Raw genomic sequence first — 22,594 nt, 5'->3', positions numbered from 1 at the left:
TCACCGCCCGCTCAGGTCGCGGCCTGCTCGGTGGTTGCGGAGTGGTGCGCGGCGGGTTCGGATGCCCGGTGCAGGATGTGCACGGTGCCCGCGGCACCGTCGACACGCACGCGGTCCCCCGTGCGCAGCGCCCGAGTGCCGGTCTTGGTGTTGACCACGCACGGCAGCCCGAGCTCGCGTGCGACGACGGCAGCGTGGCTCAGTGCCCCACCGATGTCGACGACGAGCGCCGCGGAGATGAACATGATCGACGACCAGCTGGGGTCGGTCGTCGGCGCGACCAGGATCTCGTCGCGTTCGACCTCGGCGAAGTCGGGCGAAGTGACCACCCGGACTGTGCCCTCGACGACTCCGGCGCTGACACCGACTCCGGTGACCACACCTGCGGCGCGCCCTTCCGTGTCGACGAAATCCGCAGGGAAGGGTGTCGGGTTGCCGACGAAGTGCGAGGGCAGGTCGTAACGCTGGTAGAGCGCACGGCGCGCCCGCCGCCGGGCCACGAGTTCTTTCGCGTTCTCCGGGAGTTCAGCCACGAGCTCCTCGAAGGTCAGGTAGAACGCGTCGTCGATCTCGTCGAGGGTGCCGCTGTGCACAGAGAGTTCCCCGATGCGGCGGGCGGCGGCACGGGCGACGTCCAGCGACTGCACGTAGGCGCGTTTGCCCACACCCCGCAACGGGATGTTGCGTGCCCCCATACGTAGTTGCAGCCAGGTGAGCGGGCGCCGCAGCGGCTTCTCCTTCGCCAACAGCTCCCGCCGCATGATCGCCGCCTCCGCCTCGTGTTTGGCCAGCTGCGCGAACGGGCTGGTCGAATCCGGGCGGGAGGCGTACTCCTCGACCATCCGCTCGATCGCGGCGGGCTCCTCGCGCCAGACGCGACTGGAAAGCTCACCCTCGAGGGGGCCTTCGAAGCCGTGGTTGGCGAGCACGTCGTGGACCGAGAGTTCGCCGCGCGAGGCACGCCAGATGTCGGAGACGACCGCCATTTCGGCGCCGCCGTGTCCACTGAGTGTGGACACGTCGCCGATTCCCGTGCGCCCGACGGCTTTCGCGAGTGCCCCGAACAGTGGGGTGATCACGGCCATCAGCATCACGTTGTGAGCGGTCATCGCCTCCATGAAGTGTTCCGACGACGACCGCAACACCGCTTGTGCGCCCCGCAGGTCACGGTGGGAGATCTCACCGGTCTCCTGCCGCCACCATTGATCGGTGTCGCGGGCCACCGCTCGCACCTTCGACGGTGCCCGGAAGAATTTGTACGGGAGCCGGACTGCGATGATCGGGTACCGACGTTTCACCGGTGTGTAGTCGATCGTTTCCGGGGCTCTGCCGAGAATTCCCTGGACCACGTCCTTGCCCGACAGTCCGGGCATGCGATTGCCGAAGGAGGCCATGAACTCGACCTCGATCGCGAGGCGCCCGTAGAACGGCTTGACCACCCTGTCCCGCAACGAATGCGGGACCGGTACGTCGCGCCTGGGAATCAGCCCGAGCTGGTACCAACCACGCCGCGGGCATGACTCGGACATCGGCCCGTGGAAGGAGACGGTGAGTGGGGTGAGCACCCCGGGTGCGGCTTCGCCCAGGTTGTCGGTCGACCAGTGCCGTCCCGGGATACTGGGACTGTGGAGGTTGTCCCAATTGTCGTCGGGGCTCACGTCGTCGAGTGTTTCGACCGACGACTCGACATCGCCGCGCTGGCTCCACACCGTTTCGGGGCGGGCCTGCAGTAGCGACACCTGGCCCTCGTCCGCATCGTCGGCAATCGCCCATTCGATGTCCATCGGCCGGCCGAATGCCTCCTCGATCTTCAGGCCCAGCCGGGCGAGTGCGGTGAGGTCACCGTGTCGCAGTGCGGGCAGGGCCTGGAGTTCGGCGGGTACGTCGACCAGCTGTGTTCCGCCGGCAGGGGCGAATCGGTGCGCTTGCTGCTTCCGGTTGATCTCTTCTCGCACCACATCGAGACCACTCTTCGACACCCACAGGCGATCGCAGTCGACGTCTCCGTTCACGACGCCCTCGCCGAGACCGTAGGTCGACTCCAGGTACATCTGGGAGCGGTTTCCGGTGACGGGCTCGAGGGTCATCATCACCCCGGATGATCGGGCGGACACCATGACCTGGATAACCACGCCCATTGCGAGGCCGTCCGTGGACACTCCCACACGGTCCCGGTAGCCGATCGCATGGGGGGTGAAGAGGCTGGCCCAGCAGGAGACCAGGTGTTCGACGACCGAGTCGACGCCGCGGACCCAGAGGTAGGTGTCCTGCTGTCCGGCAAATGACGCGTCGGCCAGGTCTTCGGCGGTCGCGCTCGAGCGGACCGCCACCCAGGGTTCGTTGCCGCCGTCCCCGAGGGACTTGTAGGCGGTCGCGATCTCCTCGCGTAGCTCGTCCGTGACGAGCGAGGTGCCGAACAGTGCCCGGACCTGCCGGGATGCGTCGTCGAGGGATACGGTTTGTGTCAGTAAGGCGTCGATTCTGGGCGCGAGGCCGGCCGCCGCCGTCGCATCCCGGTAGGCCTGCGTGGTGACCACGAAGCCGGCCGGGACCGGTAACCCTTGGCGGAGAAGGTTTCCGAGACCGATAGCTTTGCCCCCCACCTGGTCGGCACAGTTGTCGTCACAATCGACGAGGTTGATCACACCTGACATCTCGAGTCCTCGCTGTCTGTGCTTCCGGACACCGCCGGAAAGGCGTCGTCGTGACGCCCCTCACAGTTTTATCAGGTAACACCTGATGTAGCCAGGTGCTACCTGATATTTTGTCCGGGCGGCCCGAAAGCATGCGGTTCACCTGCGCATCACCGACGCGATCGCGCGTTCCCTTCCCGCACAGCAGTCTCACCCAACTGGACTCCAGACCTCGGCACGTCGGTCATGCCGTTGTGCCACCACGACGCGGAGTGTCGCAGAACGGGCCGGGCCATTCGAGCGCAGGACAAGACCGCCAGACACCCATCCACCGGCCGAAAGACCCGTCCTCCGATCCTCGCCGGCGCCGCCTATCACAGGACGCCACCGACGCGTTGCACGCTGCCATCCCGCTTCCACTGACACGGCATGTCCCCCAGCTATGCCAGCGGTCAGCCGATTGCGGCAGTTCCCGAGCCAGGTCGGCTCGACCACCCAATCGCTCCATCCGCCTACCGCTGGCCCAAACTGGGGGTGGAGCCGATCGGCACGAGAAGAGAAACGGTGGGCTCTCCCCCGTTCCGGCTTCGTCGACTTCTTCTATCCGTTGCCGTGCCGGCGTTCCGGCGTCGCCGGCCTACGGACGGTTACCGCCGAGTGCAATGCCATCCAGGTCACCCGACGCGCGCCACTGCTCGAGCAACTCGAAGAAGCTCAACGGGCCCTTCCCGTAGAAGCTGGCGAAGAATCCCTTGTCCGGGTCGATGTTGCCCTCGCTCGTGAAGAATCCGGGCGTGCAGGCCTGGTAATACGACGAGTTGCCGATCGCCACCTGGCGGAAATGCTCCCGGTATGCGGCCTCGCCCTCGCGGGTCGCCTCGACCACCGTATGCCCTGCCGTGCGGGCCTGGTCGACGACGTAGGCGAGGTGCTTGGCCTGCTCGCCGACCGTGTGGCAGTAGTTCGCAGTCAATCCGGTCTGGGTCTGGCCCAGGAAGAAGCAGTTCGGGAAGTCGGCGGTGAACATCCCATGGAGGGTGATCATGCCGCTGCTCCATTTGTCGCTCAGCCGCTGTCCGTTGCGGCCGATCACGTCGTATTGCGCACGGCGGGTGTAGTCGGTGCCGACCTCGAAGCCGGTGGCGAAAATGATGCAGTCGACTTCGTATTCCCGTTCGCCGACAACGAATCCGGTCTCCGTGAGGCGATCGACGCCCTTTCCGTCGGTGTCGACGAGTGTGACGTTGGGGCGGTTGAAGGTCGGGTAGTACTCGTCATGGAACTGGGGTCGCTTGCACCAGCGTCCGTACCAGGGCTTGAGGGATTCGGCGGTGTCGGGATCGTCGACGGTCTCTTCGATGCGCTGTCGGATGCGTTCCATGGTGCGCAGATCCGCGAGACCCATCAGGCGCGAGCGCTCTTTCCGGTCGAGGGGCCGGCCGGACTCGTTCGCCTCCTCAGCGGCGGTCATTGCGGTCAGTTCCCGGTAGGTGACCGTCCAACCGTCATCGACAAGGTCCTCGTCAGCGCCTCCCCCGTCGATGATGGAGGTGAAGTTGACCATGCGGTCCCGTTGCCATCCCGCTTGCAACTCCGCGGCCCACTCGTCATCAGTGGGACGGTTGGCGCGGACATCGCAGGCGGCGGGCGTGCGCTGCACGACGTAGAGCTCTTCGGCCCATTCCGCGACATGGGGGATGCACTGAATGCCCGTCGAGCCGGTACCCACGACGGCCACCCTCTTTCCGCGCAGACCGGTGAGGTCGCCGGACTCGTCCCCTCCGGTATAGGAGAAGTCCCACCGGCTGGTGTGGAACATGTGTCCTCGGTAGTCCGTGATACCGGGGATACCGGGCAGCTTCGGCCGATTCAGCGGACCGGTCGCCATGGATACGAACCGAGCACGGAGCTCATCGCCCCGATCCGTGCGGACCAGCCACCGCTGCGCGTCCTCGTCCCACCGCATGTCGGTCACCGAGGTTTGGAAGATGGCGTCGTTGTACAGGTCGAGCTGCTTGCCGAGGTTCTGGGCGTGCCCGAGGATCTCCGACCCGGAGGAGTAGCGATTCTTCGGGACATAGCCGAGTTCTTCGAGCATCGGCAGGTAGATGTAGGACTCGATGTCGCATTGCACACCCGGGTACCGGTTCCAGTACCAGGTGCCCCCGAAGTCCGCTGCCGGGTCGATCACCCGAATGTCCTCGACTCCGATTGCCCGCAGGTGCGCGGCGGCCAGGAGAGAGCCGAAACCCCCTCCGATCAGCAAGAATTCGACATCTTCACTGAGTGGTTCGCGGGTGAACGTCGGGTCGGCGTAGGGATCGGCGGTGAAGTGTGAGAACTCGCCGCTCACCTCGACGTACTGATTGTTGCCATCAGTGCGGATTCGCTTGGCACGCTCCTGCGCATACCGTTGCTGCACTCGCTCGAATTCGGCGTCGTCGATCATGCTGTTGCCAGTGGTCGTCATGGGTATACCCCCGAAGATTGTGTGAGGTCAGGCGGCTGAAGCGCCGGCGAGGCAGTGCCCGCAATGGTGCCAATTTATCAGGTGACACCTGGTTAATCAACCATCCCTTGCAGGCGTTCGCACACCGCTACCAGGCGAGAGCCGACAGGTCACCCGATCCGCGGAAGCCGGCGGGCGAGCACCCCGCACCACTCGCCCCCGCCCGTGCGGCCCGTCACCCGCTCCCGCTCCATTGACTTACCCGGCGACACCTGGTTTTATGTGAGTCACCACACATCGGACGAAATTTTCGTCATCGCCGCACGTCAGAAGGTCGCACAGCGGCCGCGTTCCCACGCCGTCGCAGAGCCGAAAGGACATCCATGCTCAGCGCCAAGGACGATTTGCTGCACGATCCCGGCAGCGAACGCCTCTTCACCGAAACCAACTGGTTCGGCTTCATCAATGTCGAGCAGGAAGGGATCAGCTTCGGCGTCTACGTCGGCTTCAAGCCCAATCTCGGGCTCTGCTACTCCTGGATCGCGGCGTTCCGCGGGTTCCACCCGCACCACGCCAGCATCGAATATTTCGACCGGCGGCAGTTCATGCCGGTTCCGACGGTCACCGAATCCGGGTATGAACTCGACAACGGCCTGCGGGTGGAATTCGTCGAACCGCTCGAAAAGTTCCACATCACCTACTCCGACGCCGCGAGAAACTTCGCCATCGACGTCGAGTGGTCAGCGATCTGCCCGCCGTCGGAATGGGCCAAGTCCGGACATTTCGACCACTTCGGCCATGTCACCGGCACCTTGACACTCGACGGTCGCACCCACCCGGTCGACACCTTCGCCCAGCGGGATCACTCGTGGAGTGTGCGCGGGGACGAAAGCCTGCCCGCCGTGCCTCCCAAGCCGTTCGCGTGGGTGTGGGGTGCGTTCTCGGAGAAGTTCGCGTTCCAGTCGGCCGCTAATTGGACTCTCACCACCGACGCCGGCGGACCCGATACGCATTCCGGAACACCCGTGCACGCGGGTGGAGGCGAGCGGGCATCCTGGCTGTGGAATGGTGAAAGTATCGACTACACAACCGAAGTCAACTTCGAGATCACAAAGTGGGAGGGTTCGCTGCGACCGACCGCTGCACGAATCGCCTTCCGGACCGAATCGGGAAAGTCCTACTCCTTCGACGGCAAAGTCGTCAGCGCCGCGCTGATCCCGAACTCGTTCAACTTCTCGACGCTCGTCTGCCAGGTGCATTGGCGTGACGAAGACGGCAACGCCGGAATAGGTGACTTCCACCTGTCGATCACACCGGCGAACTACGCCGGCGCCGGCGCCTGAGCGCGCCGATCAATCCCCGTCCGCCCGGCTCGCCGGCGTCCGAGACGGATCAGGCAGCCATTGCGCTGCCGCACCGAGTATTCGAACAACAATTCCGACAGATCAAGGAGAACCCGATGAGCGTGGAAGACAACAAGCAGGTCGTCAAGAAGTACATGGAGACGATGTGTACCGGCGACTTCGATGCCCTGATGGATGTGATGACCGAGGACGCCACCTGGACGGTTCCGGGTGACCTCGCCGTCTCCGGTGAGCATCCGAAGCTCGAGATGAAGCAGATCCTCGAGGCGATGGCAACCAAGTTCGCCAGCCCCGTGGTGTGGGAAGCGACCGGAATGATCGGCGAGGGCGACAAGGTTGCCGCTGAATGCCTCTCCTCCATCGACACCAGCGACGGCAAGCAGTACCGCAACCGCTATCACATTCTCTTCCAGATCCGTGATGGCAAGATCGCCAAGCTGGTCGAGTACTGCGACACCAAGCATGTACAGGACATCTTCCTGAGCTGATCGATCCACCGACATCCCACGAAGACCCCGCATCCCTCGCTGTTCTCACCGCCGCAGTCGAGGCAGCGAGCGATGCGGGGTGGATCATCACCTCGCTAGAGAAGGACTGCAATGCTTTCCACCGCTTTCACTGCGACGTTCGGCGTGCGCCACCCCATCGTGCAGGGTGGGATGCAGTGGGTCGGCCGCGCCGAACTCGTCGCCGCGGTCGCGAATGCCGGAGCGCTCGGCATGATCACCGCACTGACCCAGCCCACCCCCGACGACCTCGCCAAGGAGATCGGGCGCACCCGCGAACTCACCGACCAGCCCTTCGGCGTAAACCTCACGATTCTGCCGGCCATCACGCCGCCGCCCTATGAGGAGTATCGGCAGGTCATCATCGAGTCCGGCGTCAAGATCGTGGAGACCGCGGGCTCCAATCCCGCCCCGCACCTGCCTGACTTCCACGCCGCAGACGTGAAAGTACTCCACAAGTGCACGAGCGTGCGGCACGCCGTGAAGGCGCAAGACATCGGTGTGGACGGCATCAGCATCGACGGATTCGAATGCGCGGGCCATCCCGGCGAGGACGACATCCCCGGCCTCGTCCTCATCGCGGCCGCCGCCGAGCAGATCAGCATCCCGATGGTCGCATCGGGTGGATTCGCCGACGGTCGCGGTCTCGTCGCCGCCCTCGCGCTCGGCGCCGACGGCATCAACAACAACACGCTTCATGTGCACCGCCGAAGCGCCGATTCACCAGAACATCAAGGAGGCGATCGTCGCGGGCAAGGAGACAGACACCGAGCTGATCTTCCGTCCGCTGCGCAACTCGGCCCGCGTCGCCAGCAACACTGTCAGTCGCACGGTGGTGGAAATTCTCGGCCAGGGCGGCACGTTCGACGACGTACGTGATCTCGTCGCCGGCACTCGGGGGCGCACGGTGTTCGAGCGCGGCGACGTCGACGCCGGCATCTGGACGGTCGGCACCGCGCAGGGCCTGATCCACGACATTCCGACGGTCGGCGAACTCGTGGAGCGGATTGTCTCCGACGCCGAGTCGCTGATCGCCGAACGCCTCGCGGGCGCGATGGTGCCGGTTTCCGCATGAACGTCCTTGCTACACACAGGAGCCATGAATGAAGCGCCACTTCTACGAAGACGACCACCACGCGTATCGCGACACCGTGCGCGAATTTCTCTCCCGAGAGGTCGAGCCGCACTACGAGCGGTGGGAATCCGAACGCCTCATTGATCGCTCCGCGTGGCTAGCCGCCGGCAAGTCCGGCATCCTGGGCCTTGCGGTTCCGGAACAGTATGGTGGCTCGGACGTGGTCGACTACCGGTTCCGCTGCGTCGCCATCGAGGAGGTCGCCCGGTCAGCGACCACCTCCTTCGGGAGTGGGATCAATACTCAGGACGACATCGTTCTCCCCTACATCACTCATCTGGGCACCGTGGAGCAGAAACAGCGGTGGCTTCCCGGAATGGCGGCCGGTGAGTTGATCGGTGCCATCGCCATGACCGAACCCGGTACCGGGTCGGACCTGCAGGGCATCAAGACGACCGCAGTGCGCAGCGACGACGACTGGGTCCTGAACGGGCAAAAGACGTTCATCACCAACGGAATTCACTCCGACGTCGTCATCGTCGTCGCCCGCACCGATCCGAATGCGGGGTCGAAGGGCATTTCACTGTTTGTCGTCGAGCGGGACATGCCCGGCTTCAGCCGAGGCCGCAAGCTGCACAAGGTGGGGCTGGCCGGACAGGACACCGCCGAATTGGTCTTCGAGGACGTCCGCGTCCCTGCCGCGAACCTCCTCGGTACCGAGGGGGCAGGTTTCGTCCATCTGATGGAGAACCTGCCACTCGAGCGGATGTCCATCGCCGTCAGTGCGGTCGCGTCTGCGAGGGCGTCGTACGAATGGACGAGAGACTATGTGTTCGAACGTAAGGCCTTCGGCAGGCCGATCGGCGACTTTCAGAACACCCGCTTCGCGCTCGCCGAGATGCTGACCGAGATCGAGGTCACTCAGTCCCACGTCGACCGGTGTGTGCTGGCCCTGAACGCCGGTGAACTGAACGCCGTCGACGCCGCGAAGGCAAAGTGGTGGGCTTCCGAATTGCAGAAGCGGGTCATCGACACGTGCGTCCAATTGCACGGGGGCTACGGCTTCATGATGGAGTATCCGATCGGACGCGCCTTCGTGGATTCACGAATCCAGACCATTTACGGCGGCACCACCGAGATCATGAAGGAGATCATCGGCCGCGACATCGCCTCTCAGTTCGCCTGACGTGGACGCAACCCACGGGCGTGGATCGCCCTACGGCGGCGGCGCGCAAGCGTCACCCACGAAGCTAGGTGGGTCCACGCCTGACTGGGTATCGAGGCGGCGCCCCAGGGCTGCATCTACCAGGCCAGTGCCTGCGTAGGGATGTCCGGACAGCGGCGGTGGGCATCGGTCGAGTTTCACTCGTTGCCCACCGAAGTCGCCATTCGACGGTATGCACCGATGGCATGTGCCAGACGCCTCGCGTAGGGCTGTCGCCTTTGTCCCGCCCGAGCCTACAAGCGTTTCACCGCGAGCCGCGAAAATTTCGACCTCCCCCGGCTCGAGCGGAATTGTTGCATTTACTCTGCGCATCGCACCCAATAGGAAACTGCCGCTCCTTTTATTTCTCGCCAATCGCATCTTCCTCTTTTGCGCCCCGCATAAGCGTTATTCGCGGAACAATTACTCGGCGCTGCCGAGCCTGTATCGGCACGTCGCAGTCCACCGGATCTGGTCAATTGGGAACGGAATATCCCGGTTTGTGTCTTGCGTCACTCCACTCCGTGAAATACGCTTATCTGGACTGCATTTCGCCCGTGCGGGCAGGCTTTCCGATCGGCATGACGCAGAATAGTTGCGCGGCTGAAGCTTGAAATACGCCGATAATCGGCGGCGGATCGTTTCCTGCTCCTCATCGCCGGGCTGTAGTTGTCTGGTGACCGGATAACCGGTTGTCGGCACTTCACACACTGGATATCCGAGGAGATTCGCATGGCCCTTCGCCGTTCGTCTATCGTGCTGATTATTGTCGGCACGCTTTTGATCGTGGTAGCAGCCGCGATCAGATACGTTGCAGTACCGACCCTGTCGAAGCTTCCCGAGGACACGAACGCACAGGCGGCGTTCGAGGGAACGCTCCGCCAGCTCGATCCGGCCACATTCACCCTCGATGCCGGTACACCGATCACGATCGACCGCACCGTTAAGGTCGATCAGGCGGTCGGAGATACCGCCGTCGTCACGAGTACCGCGATCACTCACCTTCCCAGCGGTGACAGCACCGATGCGCACACGTACGCCATCGACCGGGTCGACTACACGCAGACGTCCCCACCGGCGGGGGCGCAGGTGGAAGATCAGCGCGGTGGTGTCGTTCTTTCCTTCCCGATGAACCCGGGTACCGACGACGCACTCGTCTACGACTCCGTCACTCGCACTGCTCAGCCCGTCACCTACACGGGAACGGAGACGTTGCAGGGGCGGGAGGTCTACAAGTTCACCGGCACGACCACGGCGCCGATTGCCGATCCCGCCGTCCTCGGTCCGGTCAAGGCGGCGATTGCCGGATTGGCTCAGAGCGGTGACGGTTCCACCTTGCCGAAGGCGATGCTGCAGAATCTGGTCGGTGCGTTGCCAGCCGACCGCGTCGCCGAGGCACGGCGGACCCTCGACACCGCCCCCGACCAGGTTCCCCTTGCGTTCACCTCGGTGAACTCGATGACGCTGTCCGTCGATACCCGGTTCGGCGCACCGATCAACACCGAGCAGAATCAGACGACAGTTCTCAACCTTCTGTCCGGGGACGCCACGGTTCCGCTGCTCGACCTCTCACAGGTGCAGGTGGCAACTGCGGATGCGTCGATTCAGGCGGTAGCGGACAACTTCGCGCAGGGTGAGCGGCAGCTCGACCTCATGGCCCTGTGGGTTCCGCTCGTCTCGGCCCTGTTGGGTCTGGTGCTCATCGTGATCGGCTTCCTGCGGCGAAAGCCCCGTGCAGGTGCCGGCAGCCAGGGAACGTTCGGGTCGACTGCCGACGTCACTCCTCGACACCCCTCGCGCACAGTGGGCTGACTCCCCTGGCGGGTCCTGGCTCCGCTCCCCTCGACACGTGCCGGGCCACCTTGCCGTTCCACCCGCCACACCCGTTGCCCTGAAGCACTTTGTGTCCTCGGGCCCGTCTGCTTCGGGCGTCGGGCTCACTGCCTGGCAGCGCGGAACGGCACCGTGGCCGGCACCTGCCAGGAAACCGAGCTGTCGAAGCACAACGTTTGAGCGGTGTCCACGACGACGATTGTCGTTGTGGACACCGCTCTGCGTGTCGGTGTGGGTGCCGTCAGGTTCGGCTGATCACCGCCAGAACCTCATCGACTCCGATGATCTTGACCCGTGGTCGTCCCTGTTCGGTGCCGAGTGCGCGCTCAGCGGCATCGAGGCGTACCCATGCCGACCCGTCTGCCGCCTCGGGCTGCCGTTCGGCGACGAGCCCCTCGAGCCAGGAACGGTCCTGTGACGGTGCGGGGAGGCGGCCCGCCTCGTAGTCGTCCACCAGGTGTCGAGCGGTGTCTGCCGCACACTTCTTGTTGGTTCCGATCCCGCCGGACGCACCTCGTTTGATCCACCCCGCGACATAGGTTCCGGGAACTGGTGCCCCGGTGTCGGGATCGACGACGCGGCCTTCGGTGTTGGGAATCGTTCCGCGTGAGGGGTCGAAGGGAAGGTCCGGCAGCGGTGTGCCCTGGTATCCGATCGAGCGAAGCACCAGCCCGGCCTCAAGCAGGTGAGTGTCACCGGTTGGGGTCGCCTTGACCTCGCCGTCCGATCCCTCCACGAGGTGGTTCCGCATGATCTCGACGTGCTCGACCCGATCGTTCCCGAGGAGTCGTTCGAGGGATTCCGCGTAGCGGAGGACGATTCTCCTGTCGGCTGTGTGGCTACCCTCCCGTGCGACGTCGGAGGTCATATCCACCTTGATCCGCGTCGTCGGGTCGAGGGCGCCGGATTGGAGCAGCCCGGCGGAGGTGGGGTCGAGTTCGGCGTTGAGTGGATCGATCACCAGATCGATACCTGGCAACTGTGTCAGCGCCAGGAACTCTGCGATGGTGTATGCAGCCTGAGCTGGGCCGCGGCGACCGAGGATGACGACCTCACGAATGTTACTGGTGCGCAGCGCATCGAGCGCGTGAGGTGCGATGTCGGTCTTCGCCAGATCGTCCGGATCGGTGACGAGGATCCGGGCGATGTCGAGCGCCACGTTCCCGTTGCCGACGATCACCGCACGCTCGGAGGACAGGTCGACGTCGAGGTCCGCGTAGTCGGGATGACCGTTGTACCAGGCGACGAAGTCCGTCGCGGCATGCGAGCCCGGCAGCTCTTCACCCGGAATGCCGAGCGAGCGGTCGGCCGACGCACCCATGGCGTAGACCACCGCATGGTGGTGTGCGGCCAGTTCGGTGTGCGAGAGATGGTTTCCGATCTCTACGCCGAGGAAGAGGGAGAATCCCGGCTTGCGGTCGAGAACCTTGAACGTGTCGGTGACCGCTTTGGTCCCCGGATGGTCGGGTGCCACACCGAACCGGATCAGTCCGTGCGGGGTGTAGAGCCGTTCGAACATGTTGACCTCCACCGCGGAGTGTCGCATCAGTTCGAGTGCCGCATAGTTCGCCGCCGGCCCGGATCCGACGATCGCCACGCGCAGGGGTTCGTCCGCGAAGTTCTTCCGCGGCGACGAGGGGGGCGACGGAAAGTCCGGTGCGGTGGGGTATTTCGTGTAGTACGCGGCATTGATTTCGAGATAGGGGGTGTCCTTCTCCTCCAGTTCGTCTTCCGCCGCGATCGCGTTGACTGGGCATGCGGGCACGCAGGCGCCGCAGTCGATGCAGGCCTGCGGGTCGATGTAGAGCATGTCTGTTTTCATGAACTGCGGTTCCGCCGGTGTGGGGTGGATGCAGTTGACAGGACAGACTGCGACGCAGGAGGCGTCGTTGCAGCAGGCCTGGGTAATTAGGTAGGTCATGTCCAACTCACTTCGGCGAACTGGGATGGGGCGATCCGGGATGTAAGCCCCGGAGGTCTGCGTCGAAGCGGAAGCCCACCGACACCGCGGATCCGGTAGACGGCGGGACCGATCGACACAGATGCTGACTTCACGAACCGATCACCCGACTGACCGGGAGGTCCTTCCACACCGGAAGCGACGATCCCCGGGCGATCAGCACCGGATCGTAGTGACCCGGGGTCTGCGACATTCGCACCTGGTCGGTCACGCCCTGGTAGCGGCCGAGAGCAGTATCCGCGGTGAAGGTCTCGGGGTCGAGGTAGGCATGCGGGCCCGCCGGCGCTCCGGCGGTGGCGCGCGCATACTCGAGATCGAAGATTCCGAGTTCGAGGATCCACAGCGCTACCCGAGTCAGCGAGACGTGGACCTTCCAGCTGCCTCCTTCGCGGGCCCGGCGCAGCAGCGCTGCCGAGATGCCGGCTGCGGTCAGCCAGGACACGATGTAGTCGTTGACGACCACGATCGGGGACAGCTGTGGCACCTCGTCGAGGCTTTCCAGGTTGGCCATGCCGACCAGAGATCCAGCCGATTGGTCGAATCCGACACGATTGGCCCACGGCCCCTGCTCGCCGTGCAGGGAGTTGGTGGCGTAGATCAGGCCCGGCCGGATCTGGGCGCAGTCGTGCGCGGACAGACCGAGGCTGTCGAGGTAGCCCGGGCGCCGGTTGGCGAAGAATACGTCGGCGCCGGTGAGGAGCTCGCGGGTCCGCTGTGCGCCGTCGGGCCGACGCGGGTGCAGTGTGCAGGACCGGACACCGACATTGGCGGTGGCGTAGGTGGTGTCGTGCTCGTGTTCGTTGGGTCGCCAGATGTTCAGGACGTCCGCGCCGTGTAGAGCGAGGGACCGTCCGACGCCGGCACCGGCGATGACGTGCCCCATGCCGAGGGCACGGAGGCCGTCGAACGGTGCCCCGCCGCCAGGTGGCAGGGGTTCGGGGTCGCTGTCGGCGATCTTGGTGATCTCGATGAGGGGGGCATCGGCGAGGAAGTCTCGATACTGTTCGGTTGCCAAGAACTCGGCGGTCGAGCGCACCATCGGCATCACGACACCGGCCTGCGCCGCCGCTTCCTCGAGCTCCGCCCCGTTCCAGCGGGCAATGGCCGAGGCCACGGCCGCCGGGTCGTCCGGTGTACCGAGCAAATTTTGGGCGGCGACTTTGATCTTGGGGTAGGGGTTGAGCGGCATGACCCATCGGTCGTCCGCCGTGCGGTAGTACCGGAATCCGAACGCTTGGGTCGGGTTCGCCGGGGACCCGGGCGGGAAGCCGTTCAACAGCTCCCATTTTCGGTCGTAGAACGGGCACAGTCGGTGCGGCGCGACGCGTAGATCCATCGAGATGTCCTGACCGGGGCCGCCCCGAGCCTGGTGGACCGCCGCAGCGCCGACAGATTTGGCGACCAGGGCCAGTGCGGCGGCGGCACCCAGGCGCAGCGAGCTGGGCACCACCGGGTCGGCGCCGGCGAATGTGATCTGTCCTCCGCAGTCCGTCGCCGACATGCCGATGCCGGTGAGGAGTCCGTCGAGTGCGGCGTGAACGTCGAACGCATCGTCGCGGGCCGGGGCCTCGACAGCAGCGGTGACTCGCTCAGTGAGTGACATCGAGAGTCTCCAACAGGTCGCGGGGGGCGATGACGTATTTGGCGCGGAGGTACTCTCCGAACGACTTGCCGACTTGATCGACACGAAAGTTCGACGACCCTCCGGTTCCGAGGATTCCCTTCACCACGAAATGCACCGCTCGTAGATGTGGGAACTCGTGCCGGACGATGTCGAGATCGACTGCCTCGGGGATGAGCTTGCGTAGTGCCGTGGTGGTCAGCGTGTGCCGGAGCCAGTCCCAGGCAACGTCGTCGCGGACCCACACGCCGACGTTGACGTTGCCGCCCTTGTCGCCGCTTCGGGCGTACGCGATTCGGCCCAGTTCGATCGACTCGCCCACGAGAGGGTAGATGTCGGTGGGTTCGGGGTGGCTCGGTTGCCGTGCCGCGGTCGCTGCGGCCGGTGGCCGAGGTGCCTCGATGATCGATCCGTCCGGCATCACCACCCGGTGGTGCACGCATCGGGCGTCCACCAGTGCGGGCCAATAGTCGATCCGCGGCCAGGGCGCCGTGGCGGGCTGTGCGCCGCCGTCGAGGTGGTATCCGGGATAGCTGGACAGGTACAGACTGTTGATCGTGGGGGCGAAGCTGCGCAGCTTCTCCGCGTGATCCGCGGTCGCCATGATCCGGACCGGGACCGTGGCTTCCCATTGGCTGGCCGGATTGGCGACGGCGGTGCCCAACACGGTGATGTCGAGGGCGTCGACCTTGTCGCCGAGGAGGCCGATCAGCTGGTTGCGCAGAACCGCGGCCTTGGCGTCGATATCGGGCGCGGTCATGAACACCATTTGGGAGATCTGATAGCCGACTTGCCCGAAGGTCGCCACCTTGGTGGTGGGCGAGGGAGCTGATCCTGCCACGGCCGAGACCGCCACACGGTCCGGGCCGAGTTGACTGACCCTGACGGTGTCGAGATGGACGGTGACGTCCGGGGTGAGGTAGCGCGGCCCCTGGATCTCGTACACCAATTGTGCGGTGACGGTGTCCGTTGTTACGATGCCGCCGTCTCGGCTGTGTTTGGTGATGACGCTGGAACCGTCGCAATCGATTTCGGCGATCGGGTATCCGGGCTTGTCGATTCCGGGGACGGACTGGAAGCCGGCGAAGTTGCCGCCGGTGGCATGCGCACCGCATTCGATGATGTGGCCGGCGGTGGCGGCGCCGGCGAGGGCGTTCCAGTCGTCGAGGTCCCAGTCGTGCCACCATGCGGCGGGCCCGGAGGTGAGTGACGCATCGGCGACCCGGCCGGTGACGACGATGTCGGCGCCGGCGCGCAGGGCGGCCGTGATCCCCCAACCTCCGAGGTAGGCGTTTGCGGTGATCGGCTGCACACCCCACGATCGGAGCGGCGCCCCGGTATCCATGTTCGTCAGGTCGTGTCCCTGAGCCTGCAGCGATTCGAGATCGCCGACGATATTGTCGCCCTCGACGTGTGCGACCTCGAGCAACAGTCCGGCCGCATCGATGCGCTCTCGCAGTGCCGCGGCCAATCCGGCCGGATTGAATCCGCCCGCGTTGGTCACCACAACCATCTGCCGTTCGGCAATCTCGGCCAAGTGGGGCTCGATCTGCCGCAGGAAGGTGCGGATGAATCCGCCCTCGGGGTGGCGTGTGTGCTGTTCCGAGAGAGCGGCGAGGGTGATCTCTGCGAGGTAGTCCCCCATCAGGACGTCGGCAGGGTCGCCGGCCATCACGTCATCGAGCGCTGAGTTTCGGTCGCCCAGGTATCCCGAGAAGTTGGCGATCCGTACCGGTCGTCTGGTCATGGAAGAAGACTATTCAGCGGATCGGTGCCGGGGCGAGGACCAATAGCGCAACAGGCGATGACCGCCGCGGTCATACCGAACTGAACTATGTTGGCAGAGTGGAAATGTTCCATTTACGGTACTTCGTCACGGTGGCCGACGAACTACACTTCACCCGTGCCGCCGAGCGCCTCAACATCTCGGCTTCTCCGCTCAGCCGCAGGATCCGTGATCTCGAACGCGAGCTGGGGGTCGAACTGTTCGTCCGGGGATCACCCGGGGTGTCCCTGACCGCGGCGGGACGGGAACTGCTTCCCGCTGCCCGAGATGTCGTGGAACGGTTCGACGCCATCGAACGGCGTTTCCGCCGCACGGCCGTGCATTCCCGTCGGATCGTGACGGTCGGTATGGCGCCTGACGTGTCCCCGGCCATCCGACATGCATTTCTGGACCGGTCACGGCTCGAGCTTCCCCACATCGAGGTGCGGATCCAGCCGGACAACACCGCTCCGTTGACACAGGCGGTACTCGACGGACCGGTGGACCTCGCGTTCGTACACGGCCGCGTGGATTCGCGCGACCTCGACACGGTCCGGGTCGACGCCCAGCCGGCAGGGATCGCCATCGGCACCGGATTGGGATTCGACGACCGCCAATCCGTTCGGCTCGAGGAACTCCGGGACGTCGCCTACGCATCGATCAACCACGAGGCTGCACCGTCCGTCTACCGTGCAACCGATGCGTTGCTGGTCAGGCACGGCGTGTTGAAGCGGATCGTTCTCGACAGCCACAATCTGGGCGATCTCAGCCATATCGTCGCCGACGGGCGCGCGTTCGCGCTCGTGGGTCTGCGCTACGGGGCCACCCGAAAGGCCTTCTACGGTGAACCCGTGGTCATCGTCCCGGTCGAAGGGGTGAATTTGACCATCACCACCGACGCGGTATGGCGGCGGGACCGCTTCGCCAGCGATGAGACGATCGCGCAGATTGCGCAGGTCGCCCGGGCGGTGGCGGCGGGTTCGTGACTCAAGTGACGACGGTTCGATCCTTGACTTACCCGGTGACACCTGGTTAAAATTCCATCCAGCAGGTGACCAGCGGACCACGCGTCATCTCCCCGAATTCTGCATTGCCGGTGGTGACGATCCGGAATCGAAACCACATGCCGGACAAATACTTTCACCGCCATTGGAGTCAGTCACCGTGGACAACGTGCATCGATATCTCGAACTCGTTCGTACCCAGCTCGCCACCACATTGTGGCCGCTGCCCGAACACGCGCACGCCCGCACGGTCGCGCAGCACTGCATCGACATCGCCGACGGTATCGCGGCACGAACACGGACCGCACCGGAGATCGACGCGAAGACCTTCGCCGCATACACAAACCTACTGCCCGAGCTCACCGACGCCCTCGACCGGCGAGGCAGAATCGAATTGTCGCGGGCAATCACCGAACGCGCACAGACGGAAGCCGACCTCCCCGCACTCCGGACATTGATCTGCGATGCGGTGCAGGCGCTGTTCTCCTCCTCCCCCGATACGACCGACACAACCCTCTTGATCGACATCCTCAGAGTCGAGCGCGAGACGAGCCAAGCCATCCACGAGGCCGTGAACCGCACGGTTGAAACCTCCGAAGCGACAAGTGAGCAGACGGACGTCCACGACCCGCTGACCACGTACCTGCAACGGCACCCCCATGAGCAGGGCCAGTGCACGATCGATGCGATCACCGAGATTCCGGGCGGGTACTCGAAGAAGACCTACCTCGTCGAACTACATGGATCCAGCTGGCTCCCAGATCGAGTGATCGTCCGCTCGGAGAAACAATTCAACGTGCTCGGCACCTCCCTCGAGACCGAATATCTGACTCTCCAAGTGGTCGCCGACGCCGGCCTCCCAGTGGCAACGCCATACCACCTCGAAACCGACCCGACGATCCTGGGCGGCCCATTCGCACTATTCCAGTGGATCGAAGGATCGATCATCGGTGACATCGACACGGTCCGGGCCCCGAGCGAAACCTTCGGCCGCAGCATGGCCCGCGCCATGGCACAGCTGCACAGTCTTCCGACGACAGACGTGCCCACCTCTACCGAGGCGCCCGTAGCGCCGAGCCGGCAGATGGCCGAACTTCTCGACACCTACCGCCGCAAATGGGAATCGACCGGAATCGTTTCTCCGGCAGTGCAGCTCGCGTACGACTGGCTGGAATCGGCATGCCCGCTCCTGGACGGACACATCGGACTGGTGCACTGCGACCTCGGATGCCACAACCTGCTGGTGGCTCCGGACGGCGAGGTAGCCGCCATCTTGGACTGGGAGATGGCCAAGATCGGCAACCCCGCTCAAGACCTCGGATACTTCTACTACACCGCGGTGCAACTGCTGCCCTGGGACGACTTCCTGGCCGCCTACGAGGCGGAAGGCGGCACTGTCCCAAGCCGACTGGAAATCAGTTTCTTTCGTCTGTGGCGTGAACTCTGGCGCCTGACCAACATCTCTCACGCCAAGCGAGTGATCGAGGCCGGAGAAGCAGACGACATCGGGCTCGCCCGGGCATCGATCTGTAAGGTGGACGAACTCGCCGCCCGCGTAGAGGGCCTGCTCATGGAGATACTCCAACCCGCCCACACGCCTGCCCGCTGAGAGACCACACGCGACGAGGGGGACTCAGTTCCATGACACATGTGCCGTCGTCGTGGACATCGCCCGCCTCACGAGCTCTGCTCTTCGCACACCCGCCTGTGAGCAACCTGGTCAACAACCCCGAGGCCGCCGGCAGACGCTGCCTGCGGACCTGTGCGACGCGGGCATGGCTGACGCCACCCCCCATCGAACGCATCGAGAAATTCGAAGCTTGCACGCTTCACGGCATCGATCAGATCGAGTAACCATGAAAATCAGTCAAACACGCAGCCTCTCTCCGACCAGTAAGCGAGACCGGCACGCGATCGAGCTTGTCTCGTTCGCGGCTCAATGGTGCCCGTTCGGGGGAGCTTCACCGGAGGACATCTTCGTCAACTTCGGTCTCCCACCTGATCGGTATTACCGCCGTCTCGAGCACTTCCTCGACTGCTACAACTGTGTACAACTGAATCTGACATGGCAATTGCACCAAGACATTCGAGGTCAGTGTCGCCAGTGGCGTGGTGCGCGCGCTCGCCAGCAAGCAGCCAACCGTTTGCGGCCATTTGCTCGACCACCGCACCGCCCATCCACGACCTGCCCATCCGATGACTCGACCGCGTAACCCATCCCGGGACGGCTCTAGAGCGAGTTCAGCCCCGAACGGCTGACATTTCGTCAACCCACCACGGCTCCATCAGCCTGGCAGAACGTGACAGCGGCACCATTGCATCCCGGTGCGACCCGAACGAGCTGCCCGGACAGTGCGGTGCCGGTCACCGCCCCTGTCAGCGACGACCCGGCAGGGGTGATCAACCCGAAACCTCTGGCGGCCGCCCCACACCGGTTGACACTGCCGGCGCCCGGACCTTCCCTACGGCGCGGCGACATGATCCCTCGTAGCGCCCACATCCAAGCGCCACTGGTGTGTCTCGGCAGTCCAGCCTCATCGGACGCCCGCGCAGCAACCCAGCCGCGTACCAACCCACTTCCCGGTGCGATACGTCGCTAATAGCTCGCGACGAACCGCACCCGGTCGCTGCGGCACGACCGACTGCTGTACACGGTGGGCGTGTCGTCCTGGTCGAGGTTCAGGCCGTCGCGCATCAGTATTGGTGCGCCAGTGGGGATTTTGAGTAGTTCCGCCACGCGCGGTGAGGCGGCCGCGGCGGCGAACGATCGCCACGCAGCCTTCAGGCGCACCCCATAGACGTCGCGCCAGACCGTATACAGCGGGACGCCGTCGCCCAGGTGCCGGTCGATTCCGGCGAACCGTCGGTCGTCGATCCAGACCGAGTTCGCGAACCACGGTTCGTCGTCGACCTCGAGTACGGTGTCGATTCGCCGTAAGCGGCATCCGGGCAGATACTCCTCGGCCTGCGGTGCGCTGCCGCCGAGCACGATCTCGCTCGCGACGAGGTTCTCACTCAGCGTGCGGCCCACTGACCGGAAGGCCTCGCTGAGACCGTCGGCGTCGTTGATGTAACTGGCGGCGAGCTCGATCGGAAAGTGCCGGGGCGGCGGAGTGACGAACGTGCCCGACCCCTGTCGCGCGACCAGCCGGCCGGCCCGGGTCAGTTCCCCGATCGCCTGCCGCACCGTGAGCCGGTTGACCCTAAGTTCGGCGGCCAGGTCGGTCTCGGGGGGCAATCGGTCGCCGGGTTGCAGCGTTCCGCTGTCGAGTCGCTGCAACAGGACGTCCTGGACCTGTCGGTAGAGCGGCACCCGGGCTGCGGACGTTTTGCTCGGCATGCGGTAAGTCTAGAGGACTATCGCAGGGGCGCTGGGTGCGGTCTCGTTCAATCGTCGCTGTTCAAGACGCATTCACTTGCCGGACATCGCGGGGCGTGGTTTAGGCTACTTGTCTAGATGAATATTCGGGCATCGACTTCGGATACATCTCGGAAAGGCCCCGCCCGTGAGCATCAACCCGACCCTGCGCCGCATCCTGGCAATCGCCTGCGCGGTCACCACCCTGTGCGGCGCCGCCGCCTGCGGGGACTCCTCCGCCCGGGACGGCACGCCCGACGTGCTGAAGGTGGGACTGCCGCCCGCAGAGGCCAACGCGAACCTGCAGGCGAAGTTCGAACCGGTCACCTCGCTGATCGCCGCCGGCACGGGGAAGGCCGTGGAGGTGAAGCCGACGAGCGACTACCTGTCGATCGTCGAGGCCATGCGGTCCGGACTCATCGATGTCGCCGCGTTCAGCCCCTTCCCGACGCCCCTCGCCGAGGCCGTCGCCGGCGTCGAGCCGCTCGTGGTGGCCAAGGGTGCCGCCTACAGTTCGGTGATCGTGTGCCGCACAGACAGTGGCATCGACTCGATCGACGATCTCCGCGGACGCAAGATCGCGTTCGTCGACGCCGGATCCACCAGCAGCAACTACATTCCCAAGCTCCTGCTCAAGCGCGCCGGGATCAACCCGGAGACCGACATCGAAGGCAGCTACGCCGGCGGCCACGACACCGCCGAACTCGCCGTGAAGCAGGGCTCGGTCGACTGCGCCGCCGACGCGCGGTCGTCGTATCAGACGATGGTGGACAAGGGTGTGATCGACGGCGCGGACCAAACGATCGTCGCCGAGTCGGATCCGATCCCCGTCTCTCTGGTGATCATCGCGCGCAAGGACCTCGACCCAGGTCTGGAGCAGGGCATCGTGGATGCGTTCGTCAGCGGTGACAACGCACCGGCACTCGCAGTGGTCGGGGCAACCCGCTTCGAGAAGGCGCAGGACAGCGATTTCGCGATCTTCCGCGACGCCGCAAACGAACTCGGTGTCGATCTCGAGGAGCTGTCGCGAAAATGACGTCGTCGAAGAACGGTGTGCCGCGCGTGGAAGCCGACGCGGTGAGCTACCGATATCCCGACGGCACCACGGCATTGCACGAGGTATCGGTGCGAGTGGCGCCGGGGGAGATCGTCGCGGTGCTCGGTCGCAGTGGCGCCGGGAAGTCGACGCTCATGCGCTGTCTCGCGGGCCTCGAGGCGCCGACGTCGGGGCGCATACTGCACGACGGGGTCGACCGCAGCGGGCTTCGCGGCCGCGCCAAGCGTCGCGCGCACGCGCGAGTGGGGTTGGTGTTCCAGGAGTTCCAGCTCGTCGAACGGGCGACGGTGCTGTCCAACGCGCTGATCGGGCGGCTCGCGTACCAGCCGCTGCTGCCGAGCCTGGTGCACTTCGTCCGGCGCAGTGACAGGGAGATCGCCGTGGACAGCGTCCGCCGGCTCGGTCTCGAGGAGAAACTCCGCAAGCGAGCGGACGCGCTGTCGGGTGGGCAGCGTCAGCGGGTGGCGATCGCGCGGGCGCTCGCGCAGCAGCCCGACATGCTCCTGGCCGACGAGCCCGTCGCCAACCTCGATCCCGTCCTCGCGCGCGGCGTCGTCGACGACATCGTGCGGCTTGCGCGCGTCGAGGGGCTGACGGCCGTGCTGAATCTGCACTATGTCGAGTTGGCGCGGCACGTCGCGGACCGGCTCGTGGGCCTACGGGCGGGCCGGCTCGTGTTCGACCGGTCGACGGAGACCATCTCCGACGCCGATCTCGACCTCCTGTACGCCGATCCGGCTCGCGCCCTCGCAGGGGTGCAGTGAC

At 65.0% G+C, this 22,594-nt stretch carries 14 protein-coding genes and 1 pseudogene; 9 read left to right on the top strand and 6 right to left on the bottom strand.

Annotated features, from left to right (window positions below; genetic code table 11):
* Positions 1 to 11 precede the first annotated feature (11 nt).
* Together CJ179_RS36230 and CJ179_RS36225 are read right to left on the bottom strand one after the other, a co-directional pair.
* Complete coding sequence (locus tag CJ179_RS36230; RefSeq protein WP_095864619.1) at positions 12 to 2,654, bottom strand: PEP/pyruvate-binding domain-containing protein; 2,643 nt, start codon at positions 2,652 to 2,654, stop codon at positions 12 to 14.
* 616 nt (positions 2,655 to 3,270) lie between these two features.
* Positions 3,271 to 5,103 (bottom strand): NAD(P)/FAD-dependent oxidoreductase, encoded by a 1,833-nt coding sequence (locus CJ179_RS36225; protein WP_095864618.1) that lies wholly within the window; start codon positions 5,101 to 5,103, stop codon positions 3,271 to 3,273.
* Between the two features lie 362 nt (positions 5,104 to 5,465).
* Here CJ179_RS36225 and CJ179_RS36220 point away from each other — a divergent pair, with 362 nt between their 5' ends.
* The 5 genes and pseudogenes from CJ179_RS36220 to CJ179_RS36200 all read left to right on the top strand — a co-directional run bounded on the left by CJ179_RS36220 (position 5,466) and on the right by CJ179_RS36200 (position 11,043).
* A complete protein-coding gene (locus CJ179_RS36220; protein ID WP_095864617.1) occupies positions 5,466 to 6,425 on the top strand; it encodes a hypothetical protein in 960 nt (319 codons plus the stop codon).
* 116 nt (positions 6,426 to 6,541) lie between these two features.
* Positions 6,542 to 6,934: a nuclear transport factor 2 family protein gene (locus CJ179_RS36215; RefSeq protein ID WP_095864616.1), complete on the top strand. Its 393-nt coding sequence runs from the start codon at positions 6,542 to 6,544 to the stop codon at positions 6,932 to 6,934.
* A 111-nt stretch (positions 6,935 to 7,045) separates the two neighbouring features.
* Positions 7,046 to 8,027 (top strand): annotated as a pseudogene (locus CJ179_RS36210) (NAD(P)H-dependent flavin oxidoreductase).
* Between the two features lie 28 nt (positions 8,028 to 8,055).
* Positions 8,056 to 9,213 carry an acyl-CoA dehydrogenase family protein gene (locus CJ179_RS36205; RefSeq protein WP_095864615.1) on the top strand — a complete coding sequence of 386 codons (1,158 nt, stop codon included), beginning with the start codon at positions 8,056 to 8,058 and terminating at the stop codon, positions 9,211 to 9,213.
* 750 nt (positions 9,214 to 9,963) lie between these two features.
* Entirely contained in the window at positions 9,964 to 11,043 is a 1,080-nt protein-coding gene (locus CJ179_RS36200) for a porin PorA family protein (RefSeq protein WP_095864614.1), read from the top strand.
* A 262-nt stretch (positions 11,044 to 11,305) separates the two neighbouring features.
* On the opposite strand, the gene CJ179_RS36195 is transcribed toward CJ179_RS36200, so the two are convergent.
* The 3 genes from CJ179_RS36195 to CJ179_RS36185 form a co-directional block, all read right to left on the bottom strand.
* Entirely contained in the window at positions 11,306 to 12,985 is a 1,680-nt protein-coding gene (locus CJ179_RS36195; protein WP_095864613.1) for an FAD-dependent oxidoreductase, read from the bottom strand.
* A gap of 130 nt (positions 12,986 to 13,115) precedes the next feature.
* Positions 13,116 to 14,627, bottom strand: a complete 1,512-nt coding sequence (locus CJ179_RS36190) for a CoA transferase (protein WP_095864612.1) — start codon at positions 14,625 to 14,627, stop codon at positions 13,116 to 13,118.
* Positions 14,614 to 16,392 carry an acyclic terpene utilization AtuA family protein gene (locus CJ179_RS36185; protein ID WP_095864611.1) on the bottom strand — a complete coding sequence of 593 codons (1,779 nt, stop codon included), beginning with the start codon at positions 16,390 to 16,392 and terminating at the stop codon, positions 14,614 to 14,616. The genes CJ179_RS36190 and CJ179_RS36185 overlap by 14 nt, the downstream gene beginning before the upstream one ends.
* A 104-nt stretch (positions 16,393 to 16,496) precedes the next feature.
* Between CJ179_RS36185 and CJ179_RS36180 the strand changes: the two genes are divergently transcribed.
* Together CJ179_RS36180 and CJ179_RS36175 are read left to right on the top strand one after the other, a co-directional pair.
* Positions 16,497 to 17,396, top strand: coding sequence for a LysR family transcriptional regulator (locus CJ179_RS36180; protein ID WP_095864610.1), 900 nt, complete (start codon positions 16,497 to 16,499; stop codon positions 17,394 to 17,396).
* On the top strand, positions 17,359 to 19,023 hold the full coding sequence (locus tag CJ179_RS36175; protein ID WP_179377776.1) for a phosphotransferase family protein: 1,665 nt from the start codon (positions 17,359 to 17,361) through the stop codon (positions 19,021 to 19,023). Before CJ179_RS36180 ends, CJ179_RS36175 begins: the two co-directional genes overlap by 38 nt.
* Before the next feature lie 987 nt (positions 19,024 to 20,010).
* Here CJ179_RS36175 and CJ179_RS36170 read toward each other — a convergent pair.
* Complete coding sequence (locus CJ179_RS36170; RefSeq protein WP_095864608.1) at positions 20,011 to 20,754, bottom strand: GntR family transcriptional regulator; 744 nt, start codon at positions 20,752 to 20,754, stop codon at positions 20,011 to 20,013.
* Between the two features lie 166 nt (positions 20,755 to 20,920).
* Here CJ179_RS36170 and CJ179_RS36165 point away from each other — a divergent pair, with 166 nt between their 5' ends.
* Positions 20,921 to 21,808, top strand: a complete 888-nt coding sequence (locus CJ179_RS36165) for a phosphate/phosphite/phosphonate ABC transporter substrate-binding protein (RefSeq protein ID WP_095864607.1) — start codon at positions 20,921 to 20,923, stop codon at positions 21,806 to 21,808.
* The gene (gene phnC, locus CJ179_RS36160) at positions 21,805 to 22,593 is read left to right on the top strand and encodes a phosphonate ABC transporter ATP-binding protein (protein ID WP_095864606.1); all 789 of its coding nucleotides are present in this window, start codon (positions 21,805 to 21,807) and stop codon (positions 22,591 to 22,593) included. Before CJ179_RS36165 ends, phnC begins: the two co-directional genes overlap by 4 nt.
* Position 22,594 lies beyond the last annotated feature (1 nt).

The sequence above is a fragment of the Rhodococcus sp. ACS1 genome, from assembly GCF_002300155.1.
Classification (GTDB): domain Bacteria; phylum Actinomycetota; class Actinomycetes; order Mycobacteriales; family Mycobacteriaceae; genus Rhodococcus_F; species Rhodococcus_F koreensis.
This window is presented reverse-complemented; position numbering and strand designations above follow the sequence as displayed.